Here is a 16,231-nt window from a genome sequence, read left to right as displayed (position 1 = left end):
GGGGTGCTGCCCCTCCCGTCCTGAGCGCCCAGTGTAGCCCCAGCGGGTCTTGGTCAAGGGTGAAATGTACGGCTTCGCCGCCCTTGACCTGCGCCCACCGCTTTGGGGCTATCTGCTGCTCGCTATCAGGACGAGGGGGGGAGCTACGGGTGCTTTGCCCGGGTACCGGTGACGGCCGCCGGTGGGTGAGGTAGAAACGTAAATATTTATTTATGTTTTTATTGCTAAAAACCCTACCCTCATAGGTTTACCTGTGGTAAACTTATATATGTGGTCAGGGGACAGAAGACCCAAGCCACAACCCAAAAGAACCCCTAGAGACAGGAGAGCTATGATGAATAGCTTGCAACTGGCCGACCCTCAAAACCTGCTAATAGTCGCTGAGTCAGGATTCTACGCCGAGGATCCAGAACACGACGAGCCAACATCATGGGTGTATCACCTAGATGCTTTTGCCCTATCTCCTAAGGACGGCGAAATTGTTGCCAAGATACGCAGTGTCGAACTAGATGGCACACCAGGGCTAGACAGGCCCCGACCTTTCTACCTCACTCGGGAGGAAGTAGAGAATCGGAAACTCGAAGATGGACGCGAAGAGCGCGACTTAGGTGACATCCTGCCGCAGTGGAGGCCAATACTTATCGAAGCTGTTTTGAATGAAGCAGAGCACGGGCTTACTGAGCTGATGAAATCCAGCTAAACAACCCCAGCAGGGGAGCCGGGATACCGGCCCCCGCCCTGTATCTGCAAAACAACTAACCATAAGGAGCCGACATCATGGCCGCAAGTATCACCTACAGCAGTAAAAACATCATCATTTTTGAGTTCCAAAAAAAGATCGACACAGAGGTATCTCCAAACCTCATCAAAACATCCAGTAGCTACATCATTATCGGTTCTATCCCCCACAACTGCCCGGAAATACCCGGTACTGAAGTCAACCTGCAAGAGGTGAAGCAAGCAATCCGTGAGGACATCCTGAGCCTCATGAGTGAGGCTACTAGCCTAGAAGAATTCACCGACCACCTGCTGAAATACCTCGAAGGCTACACTGCGGGCCTGGTGGATGAAGATAAGCCATTCTCAGCCAGCTTCAACCTCGGAGACACCGAGCTCTCAGTTCACATATCCGCGCTGGAAAAGCTCGGCTTTTGGGAGTGCTACATTCACAAGAATATGAGGGTTGTTGAGTTCCTGCCCACGCTTGACCTCACCTCCGATACATCCCTTGCAGGGTTGGGGTCCGCAATTCGTAAGCACGGATAAGCAGTAGGGAGAGTAACCCCGGTCGGCTACCGCAAAGTACCGGCTGGGGCACCCCAGCCACGGCTGAACATTCTAGGCTCCTAGAAAGAAGAATTTCTTACTATGCAAGAGATAGTGAAAACCTGCTCAGGATCCCTGCAAGAACCTATTGAGTCACCAAATCTCGAACGCCCACTGCCTGAACTGTGGGAAGACAACCTAATACTGTGGGAAGAGTGGGAGCGGTGGACGGATATCCAAATGTTTTATTGCAAACGGCTTATCGAGCCCTGGCTAAGAGACGAGCTGGAAAGCCATTTTCGGCAGCGGTTTAGCCTACGTCAGCAGAGCCGAACTTATGAGCCGGTAGCCAGCTCCTATATGCCAGGTGCCTATGGTTGCTTACATTGTGGTCAAGCAAGTGTGAACCCTTTGCAGTGCAAAGGTGCTCTTTTCCTCCCCCGAGTCTTGGGTCAGCTGGTAGCAACTAGGTGCCCTCGGTGCTATCGAGATGTTATCTATACGCTTTGGGATAGGACGCTTTGGATCATGGAGGAAGGCGACTATTCAGAAGGGAACTACATGCAGGGCTCAGATGATGGTTCTAATCCTTGGGAGTCTTGGGAGCGCCGGAAAAGAATAGGGTGTTAGGGGTGTAGGCGTGGTAAATATGTATATATTTATTTGTGTTTTATTGATAAAAATACTACCCTGCACGGTTTACCTTTGGTAAACTTATATATGTAGCCAACGAGCCCGAGCGAGCTTATTTCGGAGTTCATTCGCACGCTCTAAGTAGGAGGCGAGAAATTATGATTAACAAAGAACGCATCAAAAACCTGGCACCCGAAGTAATCTTCGACATCTTGGGTTTAGCCTTGACAATCCGGCTCTATCCTAAGCATCCTGTACTTAGTGGAATTGCCCTTGGATCCTTTGCACTTGCTTATATTGTGCGCGGTATTGATTTTGCTGTTTGGCACAATAAGAAAGCCTAGAAACTATACCTGCTAAGCTACAGTGTTACGCCCCGGTTGCTCTATCGAGTGGCCGGGGCTCTTTTGTCAATCGAGCTTGTAGAAACGTAAATATTTATTTATGTTTTTATTGCTAAAAACCCTACCCCAATAGGTTTACCTGTGGTAAACTTATATATGTGGTCAGGGGACAGAAGCCCCAAGCCATCTTCATAAAACAACCAGTAGTCAAAGGAGATGTAACCATGGAAACCATCTACCGTATCGAGGCAACCCTAGAGCATGGCATGAGCGGTTGGCCCCGGGAAGAAGTCAAGCTTACCGGCACCTGGGGCGAGCTAATGCAGGAGCTTGAGACATGGCTGGGGACGGGCCTAGGTAGGACGGAATACGAGGTCAAGGAAACCAAGGGCTACACCTACTGGGACGAGGGGATAGGCGACTTTGACCCCGATGATCCCGAGTCAATGGCGGAAGCTACCGCGCAGGGGTGGATATACGATGAAAACGAGGAAATTTTTGTCCGTGCCCAGCGCAGAGAGCGCAGTATTGAAGCCTTACACGCCTGGGCTTGTGAGTGCCTGAAGCCCGACTCTAAAGGCGCGGTTGAGGTGACTATCGTTTCTGAGTAAGCAACAGGCCCCCACGATGTGGTGGGGGCCTGTTGTTGCCCATGATGGGTGATGCTGTTAAGGGGTATTCAGAGGTGTCTGGTTCCCAGGATACTAAAAGACGGTTCCAGTTTACCGGTGGTCAAAGCTGGCTGTAAACGGCCTTCGGTCATTAGATACTTTTTATTTATAGAAAACACTACCCCTACAGGTTTACCTGTGGTAAACTTGTATGTGTAGTCAGGGGACAGAAGACCAGGCCACAACCCAAAGAAGCCAACCATAAGGACAAAGAAAATGACCATCGTAACCTCATCTTGGACCCACCCCACCACCGGCCAGATTCGCCACTACATCAACTTCCAAGAATGGGCCCCCGCAGCAGGCATCACCAAAGAAAACGGTGAATACATCTTCCCCGCAGCACAGTTCGTACCCAGCAAGCGAGTATCAGGCTCCAGTCTCCAGAAGCTCAAAGGCTTCAAGATCTGGGCAGACAAAAACGGAAAAATCACCGTAGATAACTTCATCAACTTCTATAACTGGGGCGTAGATGACTCCGCAGAGTTTGCCCAGAAGCTCGAAACCTACTTCACTGAAAACGGCGGATTCGATTTTATGGGGAAGGCAGAGGAAATCCAGGAGGACGCCAAAGAGGTTGTGGAAGGCGAAGAATCTCCCGCCTTTAACGGAGAACTCACCGAAGAAGAGACTGCATATATCGAAGAAAAAGCCTCTGAAGGAAAGCCTGGTGAAAGGTTCGAGACTCCTGTGGATCTAGCTTCTGAAGCCGCAGAAGAAATAGCCGAGAAACACGGCGTGAGCAGCCATGTAATTTACAACGCTTACTTGAAAGCGAAAGGCAAGCGCACGTGGGAGATGCCCACGCCCACATGGAAGAATTTTAAGCGCCAATTTGAAGCGTAAAGCTGCGGGCTGAGATTCAGCGCCTGAAGTCTTTAGCTCAGTAGCGGGGCTCTGTAAAGGGTAAAGAATATACCCCCCGGCTTTATGATTTTCAGAAGCGCCGGGGGGTAACCCAAAAAGAAGCCCTATTAGGAGCAACTTGTAAAGCAATTTTACCACTATTTGCAGTTCAACGGGACTGCTGAGGTAAGGAAGTGAGTAGCCATGAGCAATCAAGGGTTTAAGCAGGAGTACGGGACCGAGCACTATCTTTCGACTACCGGGGCTGCTGAATATCTGGGTATGACCCGGCAGGCCTTCAAGAAACGCAACCCACCCAAACCCCAGGTAGTTGTGGGGGATGCTCCTGGCTGGACGCGGGAGCTGCTAGATGCTTGGGACGCTGATTTTCGGGCGAATTCTCCGAAGCCTAAGCCGCGCGTTTTCAAGAAATAGCTGTTAGGTGCCGGTGGCGGCCGCCACCGGATGAGGTGGAAACGTAAATAATTATTTACGTTTTTATTGCCAAAAAACCTACCCCCACAAGTTTACCTGTGGTAAACTTATATATGTAGCCAGGGAACAGAAGCCCAGGCCACAACCAGAAAGAACCCCTAGAGACAGGAGAGCTGTCGTGTCGAAAATCAATGTCACAGTGTATTCAACCCCCCGCTGCCCGCAGTGCACCATGACCATGCGCCACATGAGTGAAAAGGGCATCGAATATCGCCACATTAACCTGGCGAATGAACCAAAAATCGCTGACTCTTTGCGACGTCATGGGCACGCCCAAGCCCCGGTGGTTGAAGTGACCGGCCAGGTGCAGCAGATGTGGAGCGGCTTTGACCCCGACCGGATCGATGGGCTACTACCCTTGCTCTCGGCAGGGAACAAGTAGGAAAGGGGAGAGTTATGCTTCATGATTACGCAGAAATGGCTTATTGGAATCAAGGGGCCAGTTTGGCTATTGGTCTATTGTGTGCCTGCTCTCTACTCGCAGCTAGTGCTTGCCTTCTAGCCGCTGTGGTTTCTAACATCAAGCCAGGTGTTTGTATTTGGGGTGCTTCGCTCTGGCTTGTGATAGGGGTCGGCTCTCTGGTTCCGGTGGCAACCTATGAATCTGAAATAAAAGATTCAGCGCCGGTTCAGAGCTACATCTCCGAAGAACACCGCCTGGCAGATGCAGGCTATGCCAGGGAGCAAGTAGGGGAAGGGTCAGGAAGCGGTAGCCTTTTCTACTACGCTTCTGAGGTCAAGATTGAGAATGTCAGTATGCTTCAGTATGTCCGGCAGGCTGATGATGGTGCCTTGACCTTCCATACTTGGCCGATGGATGAAGTGAAGATTTACGAGTCTGATACCCAGGCCCCGATGGAACGCCACCATCACAGCAGAAAGGTTCTTGTTAATCCTTTCACGGGTGAAGAGGAATATGTGGATGATCGGCTTGATTATGTGGAGATTACGGTTCCTGCGGGTTCTGTAGCTAGGAATTATGACCTGAGCGTGCATAGCGGGAACTAGAGCATAAGGGGGGGCTACCTGCGCGGTGGCCTCCCGTACTAGAATCTAGCTGAAACCTCAATGAAGGAACCGTTTCCCCGCTTCTGCGGGGGTAGTTCAATACAGTTGTAGTGTTCCACAAGATTCCCCGCTCTTGCGGGGGTAAAAATAACCCCTGGCACCTTAGCGATAAGGTGCCAGGGGTTTTTGTATTACCTGGCGCGAGGTGAGGCAAGAAAACAGGCTGCGCCCCTAGATACCTAGAAGCGCAGCCCGAGCTTCAAACAACCCCTTATGAAAAGGTTGTACGAACAATCCTAGCAGACCTCAAATCGGGCCCCTAGCGTGTGGTGGGGTGCTGCCCCTCCCGTCCTGAGCGCCCAGTGTAGCCCCAGCGGGTCTTGGTCAAGGGTGAAATGTACGGCTTCGCCGCCCTTGACCTGCGCCCACCGCTTTGGGGCTATCTGCTGCTCGCTATCAGGACGAGGGGGGGAGCTACGGGTGCTTTGCCCGGGTACCGGTGACGGCCGCCGGTGGGTGAGGTAGAAACGTAAATATTTATTTATGTTTTTATTGCTAAAAACCCTACCCTCATAGGTTTACCTGTGGTAAACTTATATATGTGGTCAGGGGACAGAAGACCCAAGCCACAACCCAAGGAAGCCAACCATAAGGAGCTGACATCATGGCCATCAAAATGAGCCCCGCCCGCTTAGACCAGCTGAACCGGGCCACCAGTATTGCCCGTAACAAGGCCAGCGTTGAGTACAAAATCTCCCTACCCGACCTGCACGCCCGCGCTCGAGAGAGGTTTGCCGATGACCCCAAGGGTGCCCGCGCCCTGGTGCTCTTTCGAGAAACAGAGGGCGCAGAAGTTGTCGACGGCCGCCACGTTAAGCTCGGTGACTGCTCGGTTGAGACTCAGGAGGATGTCACCCCCAAGAGTTTTGCTATCTCCCGTGCGGTGGTTGCCTGCCATCTGCGAGAAGTTATCGAGAAGCAAATTCATGCTGAGGCTCAGAAGCTCACGGATGCTCAGCTAGGTAAGCGGTATCTCTCTCAAGAGGTCAGCGACTGGGAGAAGGTAATACTAGAGGGCCTGCTGCTCGATCGTTACGAAGCCCTGCGTGGTTCCGATGCTCTGGATAAGGCCCTAGAGAGCGCAGACGGGGTAGACCAAATCGCCAAGACCCTCCAAGAGGTAAAGAAGCTGCAGGTGTAAAACTTGCCCCTCATGTGGTGGCCAGGTGCCCTGGCCACCACCCCAACACCGGGCGTCATAGCCCAGGTTATACCACCTATTTCTTTTATGCTTACTAGAAGCACATCTGTAAGGAGTAATACCCATGAATACACCTAAAATTTTTGCCACCAGTGCAGCTCTCGTTTTGGCCGCTCTCGGGTTTTCTGGCTGCGGTGCCGGTGACACCACCGCTGCTAGTAGTCCCAGTAGTGGGGCACCCACTGTAACTGCCGTTCAGGAATCAGTGGTGCCCAGCACCCCCGCAGTGTCGGCTTCAGCTGTAGGCAATCTAACCTACCTGGATAAAGTGGACGATACGGACGTAGCTCATACTCTGGCAGACCCGTACCCTCCTGTTCGGTGGGAGGCTGTTTCTGATAGTGGAAAGAAGTTCTGGACTGACTATGCCCAGGCGCAGGGGGACTCCTTTTTTATCTGGGGAAATCAAATTGTTTGGCTGGAATCAGCAGACAAGATTGACGCTGATGTTAAAAAATGGCTAGAGGCCAAAACGGTGGAGTTCCACGATGATGGGCCTGTGGTGAGGGCTAATCTAACTCTGGGATCACCCTACTTGGTTCGCTCGTTCCCTGAAAAGGACGGGGTCAAGGCTGAGACGATAGTCTTTTATGCTCCTGATTGGGATAAGTAGATAGTTCTAGGGTGGTGGCGTCAAAGTGGCGTCACCGCCCTTTTTGTCTCTGACGGCCAAGGTGTCCGTTAGTGGGTGCCATGGAAACGTAAATAATTATTTACGTTTTTGTTGGTAAATCACTACCCTCATAGGTTTACCTGTGGTAAACTTATATATGTGGTCAGGGGACAGAAGACCCAAGCCAAAACCCAAAAGAAACCAACCAAAGGAGACATGGCCATGAGCCTAGCACTTACCCTGAAACAAGTTGAGAACCGCCACCTACTAGCCCAGATTGAACTAGCCAAAGCGCAGGGGCTACGCCGAGAAGCAGACCGGCACCTAGAAGCCCACCGCAAGCACCAGGCCGAAGCCCACAGGCTCACCGAAGCCGGAGCTTACACCGAGTCAATCAAGACCGCAGAGGCCGAAGCAGACCGGGAGCTTATTAGGTATCACCAACTAGAGCACGAAGCTAACGAAGCTATCGACGAGGCCCGCCGAGAGGCTTACAGGGCGCAGGAGTTTCTAGCTAAATAATCCCAGCGGGGGAGCCGGGGAACCGGCCCCCCGCCTTATATCTCTAGCAAGAGTGAGGACAATCTGAGCTATGCAAAAGGTCAAATGCGACATCTGGGGACTACAGCCCCGGCCACCAGCGCAGGACTTCCAGCCCCTAGAGTGGCACGAGTCCATCAAAGAATTCTTGCGCCCTAACGGGCTGAGAATTATCTGCATGCTACCGGACAACAAATGCACAGAGCACGAGGACTTAACGCAGTGTGGCACCGAGGGCGAGCTCTGGCGAACCGACAGCGAAACCGGCGAGTGTATGGGTGAGGGCTGGTGCTTTGAGGACGGAGAGGCCTACATCTGGGAGGAATCCCGCGCCGAAGATTTATCTCAAAGGTGGTGGGGGCAGACCATCAGCGAAGCCTACGCCGAATGTGAAGCCGAGGACATCACCAGCATCTATTACACCCAATGGTTCTAGGCACTAACTAAGAATGGGGGCACCGGCACAGGTGCCCCCATTTGTTGCCCCGGCGCGTTAAAGTTAGTGCTATGAGCGACGCTAAACGGTTCAATCAGCACATCATTAAGAGCAAAGACCCTGCCGGGTGCTGGGTCTGGGTAGGTGCTATCAGCAATGACGGCTACGGCATTTTTTGGCGCAAGAACCCGCAGACCGGCAAAGATCAGGCCGTGCGTGCTCACCGCTACGCACTAGCCCTAGTACATGGTGAGCTGGGCCAGGACTTGCACGCCTTACACCGGTGCGACAACACCCTATGTGTGAAAGCTACTGCCGATGAAGCCAGCCATCTAATTCTAGGCAACCGCGCCGAAAACATGGCCGACCGCTCACGCCGGGGCAGGTCAAACTTCCAAATCGGGGCTACCCAAAGTAAGGAGCAACGCGCCGAGGCCGCGCGTAAGCTCAGACTCATTACCCTACGCAAGGGCTACGACCAGCAGGCAGTTAACGAGCTGATGAAGGGAATACCTGCCGGACAGCTCCCCCTCTTCTAAAACACTGGTGGCCACCAACTAGAGTTGGTGGCCACCAGTGTTTTACTCTGCTTCTTCTTGCTGGTGTTCCTGCTTCTTGAGCTTGCTCAGTTTCCGTACCTCTGCCGAGCTAATATCCAGACGTGTCGCTACCTCTGTAGCGTTAATGCCCTCTTCCTGCATACGCAAGATTACGTCTGCCTGCTGGCTAGATAGCTCAGATTCTTTGGCCGCTATCTGCTCTTCTAGCTCACTGATTTTTTCCCGGTACTCACTAATTTTGTCCTCTAGTGCTGCAATGCCGGTTGTTTCTGGCAGCGTGAAAAATTCCTCTGCAAGTGCTAATAGGCGTTCCTGCTGCTGCTGAAATTTTTGTGCTGCTTCTAGTGCTTTGCGCTGTGCCTTAATGCTGGCGGTGCTCTTGCGTCCTGCCATTGTGTGCCTCCGTAGCTGTGGGGTTTATATTTCTTTCTAGCCTACCGGAAGCCTTAAATCTTTAATAGTCTGTTGCTGTGTTTTTATCTGCGAGTGCTGCTGAAAAGGGCATCGTCGCTGGCGCTCCGCTGGCTGTGTTTTCTCACCGCAGGCTCACGGCGGCATGATCCCAGCGTTCTTTTGAGTTGTGGGGGAGTGGCCGCCGTGAGCGCGGTACTTTTGGGTGCCGGTTTGCGAGCTTCAAGCTAGAGCACAGCCTGCCAGAGCGCAAGTCGCCGGGGGCGACCAGGTGGGTATTCCCGGTTGAAAAATTTTTCAGCGCACCCTTCCTGAGTAAATCTTAAGTGGTAAGGGTGCGCTGAAAATTTTTTCTGCCCGTGATGCCCCACCTGCCCAGGGGGTTGACGCTCTAGCTGGGCTTTGTGCTCTTTAGCTTGGCTTCGCCAACCGGCACAGCGGGACGGCAACCAGCCACCCGGCTTGGTCGCCCCGTATAAGAAATAGCCGGGACAGTTTGTGTCCCGGCTATCCACCAAGTCTTAGGTTCAGGGCTCGAATCTTGTACCTAAGACCCTTACTGAAAGGATAGCAGATTATGTCTGTTCCAGCCACTGTTGATTTGTTAGAGGTCAGGGCGCGGGTGAACGATGACCTTGTTACGGGAACTATCAGTTTTTACGCTGATACTCCTGCAAAACATAAGGTTGTTTTTACTGACTCAGGCAAGGTTAAGGTAATGACCCGTAGCCAACGTAGTCACCTGGTGACTGTTGAGGTGGACTGGTTAGAGCCTAGCTCAGTCAAAGGACTCTTGATGTTCGACTTAGAACGCAAGGCCAAAGGGCGGGACATTCCTAAGCATCTAGTCGATGGGCTTAGGTATCACGTGCTGATGACCAGCAGGGCTATTTTCGATTACTTCCCCAGCGCGGGTAAGTAAGAAATAAGGTTTGCCCCCTACCACGCCTAACGGTCACGGTAGGGGGCAAGCCCCCACCCAGGGTGCTGGCAGAGCCAGCACCCTTTCGGTTTTACACAATCGGCACGGATACGAGCAAGCTCTACTTATGGAAAAGCTGGGCACAGCTAAACTTCCTCCGCAAGCTCCCCCGTTTACCTGCACCCAACTTTCCCACAAGAACCTCAGCCCTGATGCACAGACCTGCCCACAGATTCCTCCGCAAGCTCCCCCTCTATGGACAGCCCTGCACACAGGCTGGCCTCATGTGCAAAACCGCGACAAGTATGCCGGACGAAAGCGCACTAGAACGTTTCAAATGTCTCTTCCTCCGCAAGCTCCCCCAGAGCCGAAACCCTAGTTCTAGCGCACAATTTTTCGTCACACCTCATGCATTGAATGAGTCAGGAACTTCTAAAATGAGTAATTCATAATAAGAAAGTGCTATGATAGCCCTATGATGACCGTGCATAAGCTATCGGCAGGCGATGGCTACCGTTACTACACTGGCGAGGTTGCCAGTGGTGACGTCTTGCGCGATAAGAACCGTGAACTCGGGGACTACTACACGGTCGAAGGTATGCCCCCCGGCCAGTGGCTAGGATCCGGTGCCAGTGAAATTGGCCTTTTCGGGCGTGTCAATGAAGCCCAAATGCAGGCCCTATTTTCCGGCCAGCAGCTACCAGTTACCACCGAAGAGCTAGCGGAATTACTAGCCCAAAAGCCAGATGCAGCAGAAGCTAAATACGCTTCAACCCTAGAGAAAATGCGGCGTGAATACGCCAAGAAAGCCTGGGAAATTCACCTAGCTATCAAGCAGGGTAAGACCCAAGAAGAAATCAGTAAGTCCTTTATTAAGGAGCGCAGCCAGAAAGCTATCAGCCTTAAAATTGAGGCTTATAAGGCAGCAGGAAACGACTTTTCCAAGAGGAATAAAGCCGCCTACCGCGACCCTAAAAACCTAGAAACCCTGCGCCAGCAGTTCATCAATTCCTACACCATGACCCAGGCCGAAACTAAGCGCGCCCAGAACAAAGCCCGCAAAGAAGCCAACAAGGTTCCCTCAGTTACCTCCCGTAAAAACGCCGAAGCAACCCGCACCTATGAGCAGACCAAGACCCCTTTCATGGTGCGTATGGCCGAGGAAAAAGCACGCTTTATCCGCCTGAAAGACCGCCAGCCCAGCAAGGACGAAACCCGCGAAATCCGCAACCGGGTAGGCGGTGAACTCTTCCGCAAAGAGCACCTACGCGAACCGCGCACCAAGGAAGAACTCAGCCGCTGGATCACCCAGCAGAGCAAACCCAAACAGCAAACCATCACCGGCTTTGACCTGGTATTCACCCCCACAAAGTCCGTCTCTATTGCCTGGGGTCTAGGAGATGAAACCCTCCGCAAGGGCATCGAAACAGCGCATGAGAAAGCTATCCAGGACGTTGTAACCTACCTTGAAAACAACGCTGTTTACACCCGCCGAGGCAAGAACGGTATCGCCCAAGAGAACGTCCAGTCAGGCATCATTGCAACCAAATTCCGCCACTATGACTCCCGTAATGGTGACCCTAACCTGCATGACCACCTAGTTATTGCCAATAAGGTTCAGGGCAAAGACAACAAGTGGCTCACCCTTGACGGGCGCATGATTTACTCCTTCAACGTGGCCGCCTCAGAACTCTATAACTCCAAGATTGCTGAGTACATCCACGCTGATCTGGGCCTAGAGTTCAAAGGCGAAAAGCGCAAAGGCCGCAAGATTTACGAGCTTGCAGGTATCGACAGCGAAACCATCCAGGCTTTTTCCTCCCGCAGCTCAAGCATCAACAAAACCCTAAAAGAACTCAAAGCTAAGTACATCCAAGAGCACGGCTACGCCCCCAACGATAAGGCCCTGATTGCCCTGCGCCAGCAGGCCACTTTAGCGACCCGCCCTAAGAAAGAGGGCGTTCACTCCCTGGCTGAACTCAACGAAAAGTGGCGTCACCAAGTAGCAGAGAAAAAGCTGAAACTACCTACTGGTGAGAGGCTATATCAGCACCTCAAAGAAGCCTCAAATAAGCAGGCTAAGGAAGTCATTAAAGCCAAGGCTCAGGCTTTAGCTGTCCCTGCTATGGCACATGCAGAGCAGATTATTGGGCGACTGCAAGAGTCTCGTTCGACCTGGAAGATTAACCACATCGAGGCCGAAACCCTCCGCTACTTCCGCGACATCACCAAGGGCTCAGGACTAGATCAGCCCGCCATCGACGCTGCTGTTTCGGCTGTTATCAATCAGTCCATCAGTATCAACGACTTTGGTGAAGCAGTCGAACTGCCCCAGGCCAAGCTCCGCAATGACGGCACAAGCGTTTACCGCAGAGCCGACTACCAGCTCTTTTCCTCTCACGCTGTATTTGGGGCTGAACGCACCCTGATTCAGGCAGCTACCACCGATAAGGTCATACCCGTAGCAACCCATGATCTCTTTGAGAGGCAGGTAGCCCAGCTCAAGGCTGAGGGCGGTCTTATCTCTTCTACCCAGGAAGATATGGCCCGCGCTTTTGTCACCGATGAACGCTTACTTGTGGTGGGTATTGGCCCTGCTGGTGCCGGTAAAACCACCTCTATGAAGGCAGCCGTTGATACAGCCCGAGCTGGTGGCCATCAGGTGATTGGCCTAGCACCGACTGCTGTTGCGGCCTCCATTATGGAGAAGGAACTAGATATTCAGGCCATGACCATTGCTCGTTTCACCAACCCTGAAGCGCCACGGATTATCCTTGAGCCAGGGACCGTGCTGCTGGTTGATGAAATTGGTATGGCCTCCACTTTGGATTTGGCAAAGATTGTCGATCAGGCTCGTGAGCAGGGCGCTGTGGTACGCGGCATTGGTGATTACCGCCAGCTCTCTGCTATCGGCTCAGGCGGTGCTCTGCGCCTGATTGAGTCTGAGGCCGGGGCTATTTATCTTGAAGATGTCTTCCGTTTCAAGAACCCCGAGGAAGCAGCCGCCACCCTTGCCTTGCGTGAACCCCCGCTGGTGGGTGTTGATAAGCCCTTTGGTTGGTATGTCGATCATGGCCGTGTAACAGCCGGTGAAAAAGATGTCATGCTGGCCGATGTGTACGCCGCTTTTGCAGCTGATACCGCAGCTGGCAAAAACTCCTTGATGATTGCCCCCACCAACGAGGACGTTAAAAAACTCAACGAATACGCCCAGGTTGCTGCCATTGACGCGGGCAAGGTTAAAGAGTCGGCTAAACGTATGGCCATGCTTGATGATGGGTCTAATGCCTACAAGGGCGACATCATCGTAACCCGTGACAATAACTACAAGCTACGTCTGAATAAGGGTAAAGATTTTGTTAAGAATGGTGACCTCTGGAAAGTCCAAAAAGTCACCTCAGACGGTGAGCTCAAGGTTAAGCACCTGAACCACGGCGGGGTCATTACCCTGCCTGCCGGTTACGTTAATGAGTACGTTCAGCTGGGCTACGCTTCCACTATTAACCGTGCCCAGGGTGCCACCGTGGACACCGTACATGCTGCCGTCGATGCTTCCACCTCCCGCGCTAACGCCTACGTCGCGCTCTCTCGTGGCCGTGAGAGCAACCAGCTCTATGTGGCCACCACCGAGGACAAGACCCGCGACGATGTACTGACGGCCATCACCAACAGCTACGACCGCAACCTCTCCTTCCATGAGGAAACCCGCGCCCAGCGAGCCGCTGAACGCAACGTGGCCGCCGGTCTGGATAAGTACGCTGATCTGTCCCTGCATGCTTCTGAGGAAGCCATGAAGACCGTCGTTGCCCAGGCAGTCGGAGCAGAAGAAGCATCCTTGTTCACTGAGGCTGACGCCTGGGGTGCTTTGGCCCACGAGCTGGCCGATACCTACCGCAGTGGCCTAGACCCTGTTGTGACCTTCCAAAAGGCTTATGCCCAACGAGACTTCGGAGACGCCGAGGACTGGGCGGCAGTGATGCACTGGCGTATTCAGGGCCTGCGTGAGCGTGATAGCGCTGCGCGGGAGCGCTTCGGTCAGTATTCCCGCCCGATGGCCCATATCCCTGATGACCAGCTTGATAAGCTCATTGCCCGCGCCCAGGAGCGCACCAAGCCCCTCAAGGAACGCGATATTGAGGATAAGCGCTGGGTTGAGCATGATTACGCTCTGGTTCCCAGTGACCATCTCAAGCAGATGCGCGTGAACACCTACAAGGCTCTGAACGCGGCTGATTCGAGTGGTGATACTCGCGGGTACGCGCAGATTTCTGAGAACCTGGCGCTGATGGATGCTGAGGTAGCGCGACGTCGCTGGTCTTCGCCTGAGCAGAAAGCTGTAGAAGAGATTGTGCGTGGTGAGCGGCCCCGTTCTGGTGCTGATTTCACCATTCTGAACGCCTTGAAGTGGGAGAAGAAGGTACGTGAGAGCCTTATTCCTTCTGTTGAGGTGCCGGGGGAGCAGGATAAGGCCCGGATTGTTAAAGGCGTTAGTGGCCATAGCTTGGATTCGTTCTGGCAGTATGACCAGTACACCCCGGACTCGCTCAAGCGCGTGCTCAAGGCCCAGCATCGTGAGGTGGCTGAGCTGGTGCAGTTGCGTGGCCATCAGATCGCGGTTGAGAAGCCTGCTTGGGCTGATGCTCTGGGCCAGGTGCCTGCCCGTGGCCGTAATGCCCGGCACTGGTACAGGGTGGCGGCTGAGGTTGAGGCGTTCCGGGAGAAGTACAAGGTTCCTGCGGGCGAAGCTGAAGCTCTGCCCAAGGCCGTTGTCCGTGGAGGCGAGCATGGCCAGTTCCTAGCGCAACAGGTCACTGATGTTCATAAGCGATACCGCCTATCGAGCACTCTTAAGAGCGACCAGACACTTCAGCAAAACCTTTCACAACAGCTTGATACCCGGATTGAGAAGGAAAATCGCTCAGAGGCAGAACAGCTTATCTCCGTTACGAACTTGCAGCATACCAATGAGAAGTACTCAGAGGTTAAATACATCCTTGATGTAGATAACCGCGATGAGAAGACAGCTGTGCTCAAAAAGCAGATTAGTTCATTGGATGAGCAGATTAACAATCTGACTGAAAGTAGGAATGATGTTGCTCAGAAGAACCGTCAGCTTAAGCAACTACTAGAGGAACTGACCGCCTTGAAGCACCAGCACCATGCTGAGCTTGTACAGGTTAGATCTGATGTATTCTTCCCTGCGAAGAAAGCTTATCGACCTGTCAAGGAAGCCAAAGCAGCGGTAGAAAGTGCCAGCTTCTTCACCCGCGCAAAGGCTACGCGTCAGCTGGAAGAAGCTACAGGACAGTTCGCCGCTATTTATGGCGGGTTCACAACTCTTGACGAGGTAGAGGCTAAATGGGTGCCTGCACAGAAGACTGTGCGTGAGGCTATGAAGCATGCCGAGCAGAATGAAACCCGTATCAGCCAGGCTAAGGAGCAGCTAGAGCAGAACGAACAGCTGTTGAAAGCCTTGAAGCAAAAGATTATCAAGGCTCGCAGTTCTCGTGATGTGGCGCGGGCGAAGCTAACCAAGCTGCAAGAAACCGTACAAGCCCGCCAGCACCGCAGTCACCAGATTGCTATAGCTCTAGATGCCCAAGCCAAGAGTCAGAGTACGACTGGCGATTTGAACCGAAAGTCAGTGAATAGACAACACGGTACTACTCACTAACCAGATATGCGGGGTATGTGTATAAAAAAAGGGGGTAGTCCACAAATCCTGTGGACTACCCCCGGCTATTGCTGGTGGTTCAATCTGTCAACTAGCTGTCAATAGATTCTTTCTTATGTGCATCAAAGGTATATTCAAGCTCGTTCCAGTCAATCTTTGGGAAAGATATGGTCTCTGTGTGCGCCCTTTCGTATGTGTGAGGATCTTTGTGCTGATAAACAGTGCAATCTGAGAAAGGTGAAGAGTTCCCCTCAAAGAGCATCTTGTTATGATAATCAGCTTCACGCCACCAGTCTCGTAAACTCATTGCCAGCTTCAAACCATCCTCACCACCTATTGCTGTGCCAGTTTCATCTACTTCGGGAATTGCAACGGTTAGCGAAGCTGACCAGAGGGCAATAAGCCGCTCTACCGCTTCGGGATGCAAATACCACTGGCTACAGGGCTGATGATTTCGGTTGCTCTCTAATACCTTGAAGTACCATTGGACAAAGCGTTCAAACTCTCCCTGTTGGGCAGGGGTCAGGGTCACTAGCCGGTTCGGTTCTAAG

General features: G+C 52.7%; 17 protein-coding genes. 15 read left to right on the top strand and 2 right to left on the bottom strand.

Annotated elements, in window-relative coordinates:
- Positions 1 to 334: 334 nt before the first annotated feature.
- From ACN08Y_RS10155 to ACN08Y_RS10095, 13 genes are all read left to right on the top strand, one after another.
- On the top strand, positions 335 to 700 hold the full coding sequence (locus tag ACN08Y_RS10155) for a hypothetical protein (protein ID WP_419112610.1): 366 nt from the start codon (positions 335 to 337) through the stop codon (positions 698 to 700).
- Positions 701 to 777: 77 nt separating this feature from the next.
- A complete protein-coding gene (locus tag ACN08Y_RS10150) occupies positions 778 to 1,266 on the top strand; it encodes a hypothetical protein (RefSeq protein WP_419112609.1) in 489 nt (162 codons plus the stop codon).
- 791 nt (positions 1,267 to 2,057) lie between these two features.
- Entirely contained in the window at positions 2,058 to 2,243 is a 186-nt protein-coding gene (locus tag ACN08Y_RS10145; protein WP_419112608.1) for a hypothetical protein, read from the top strand.
- A gap of 224 nt (positions 2,244 to 2,467) precedes the next feature.
- A complete protein-coding gene (locus tag ACN08Y_RS10140; protein WP_419112607.1) occupies positions 2,468 to 2,854 on the top strand; it encodes a hypothetical protein in 387 nt (128 codons plus the stop codon).
- A gap of 276 nt (positions 2,855 to 3,130) precedes the next feature.
- Positions 3,131 to 3,760 (top strand): hypothetical protein, encoded by a 630-nt coding sequence (locus ACN08Y_RS10135; protein ID WP_419112606.1) that lies wholly within the window; start codon positions 3,131 to 3,133, stop codon positions 3,758 to 3,760.
- A gap of 204 nt (positions 3,761 to 3,964) precedes the next feature.
- Positions 3,965 to 4,195 (top strand): hypothetical protein, encoded by a 231-nt coding sequence (locus ACN08Y_RS10130; RefSeq protein ID WP_419112605.1) that lies wholly within the window; start codon positions 3,965 to 3,967, stop codon positions 4,193 to 4,195.
- A gap of 178 nt (positions 4,196 to 4,373) precedes the next feature.
- Positions 4,374 to 4,637 carry a glutaredoxin family protein gene (locus ACN08Y_RS10125; RefSeq protein WP_419112604.1) on the top strand — a complete coding sequence of 88 codons (264 nt, stop codon included), beginning with the start codon at positions 4,374 to 4,376 and terminating at the stop codon, positions 4,635 to 4,637.
- Positions 4,638 to 4,651: 14 nt separating this feature from the next.
- A complete protein-coding gene (locus ACN08Y_RS10120; protein ID WP_419112603.1) occupies positions 4,652 to 5,263 on the top strand; it encodes a hypothetical protein in 612 nt (203 codons plus the stop codon).
- A gap of 664 nt (positions 5,264 to 5,927) precedes the next feature.
- Positions 5,928 to 6,464 carry a hypothetical protein gene (locus tag ACN08Y_RS10115; RefSeq protein ID WP_419112602.1) on the top strand — a complete coding sequence of 179 codons (537 nt, stop codon included), beginning with the start codon at positions 5,928 to 5,930 and terminating at the stop codon, positions 6,462 to 6,464.
- Positions 6,465 to 6,588: 124 nt separating this feature from the next.
- Positions 6,589 to 7,137 carry a hypothetical protein gene (locus ACN08Y_RS10110; protein WP_419112601.1) on the top strand — a complete coding sequence of 183 codons (549 nt, stop codon included), beginning with the start codon at positions 6,589 to 6,591 and terminating at the stop codon, positions 7,135 to 7,137.
- A gap of 222 nt (positions 7,138 to 7,359) precedes the next feature.
- Positions 7,360 to 7,659, top strand: a complete 300-nt coding sequence (locus tag ACN08Y_RS10105) for a hypothetical protein (RefSeq protein WP_419112600.1) — start codon at positions 7,360 to 7,362, stop codon at positions 7,657 to 7,659.
- 70 nt (positions 7,660 to 7,729) lie between these two features.
- Positions 7,730 to 8,113, top strand: coding sequence for a hypothetical protein (locus ACN08Y_RS10100; RefSeq protein WP_419112599.1), 384 nt, complete (start codon positions 7,730 to 7,732; stop codon positions 8,111 to 8,113).
- A 71-nt stretch (positions 8,114 to 8,184) separates the two neighbouring features.
- Entirely contained in the window at positions 8,185 to 8,652 is a 468-nt protein-coding gene (locus ACN08Y_RS10095) for a hypothetical protein (RefSeq protein ID WP_419112598.1), read from the top strand.
- Between the two features lie 42 nt (positions 8,653 to 8,694).
- Here ACN08Y_RS10095 and ACN08Y_RS10090 read toward each other — a convergent pair whose 3' ends face one another.
- Positions 8,695 to 9,066 (bottom strand): hypothetical protein, encoded by a 372-nt coding sequence (locus tag ACN08Y_RS10090; protein ID WP_419112597.1) that lies wholly within the window; start codon positions 9,064 to 9,066, stop codon positions 8,695 to 8,697.
- Positions 9,067 to 9,661: 595 nt separating this feature from the next.
- Between ACN08Y_RS10090 and ACN08Y_RS10085 the strand changes: the two genes are divergently transcribed.
- The gene (locus tag ACN08Y_RS10085) at positions 9,662 to 10,006 is read left to right on the top strand and encodes a hypothetical protein (protein ID WP_419112596.1); all 345 of its coding nucleotides are present in this window, start codon (positions 9,662 to 9,664) and stop codon (positions 10,004 to 10,006) included.
- Positions 10,007 to 10,481: 475 nt separating this feature from the next.
- Positions 10,482 to 15,680, top strand: a complete 5,199-nt coding sequence (gene mobF / locus ACN08Y_RS10080) for a MobF family relaxase (RefSeq protein ID WP_419112595.1) — start codon at positions 10,482 to 10,484, stop codon at positions 15,678 to 15,680.
- Between the two features lie 91 nt (positions 15,681 to 15,771).
- Here the strand turns inward: mobF and ACN08Y_RS10075 are convergent, their stop codons facing one another.
- Entirely contained in the window at positions 15,772 to 16,212 is a 441-nt protein-coding gene (locus ACN08Y_RS10075; RefSeq protein WP_419112594.1) for a hypothetical protein, read from the bottom strand.
- Positions 16,213 to 16,231: the final 19 nt, after the last annotated feature.

The sequence above is a fragment of the Rothia sp. P5764 genome (assembly GCF_048512965.1).
Taxonomy (GTDB): Bacteria; Actinomycetota; Actinomycetes; order Actinomycetales; family Micrococcaceae; genus Rothia.
Note: the sequence above shows the minus strand (reverse complement) of the source record. Positions and strands in the feature narration are given on the sequence as shown.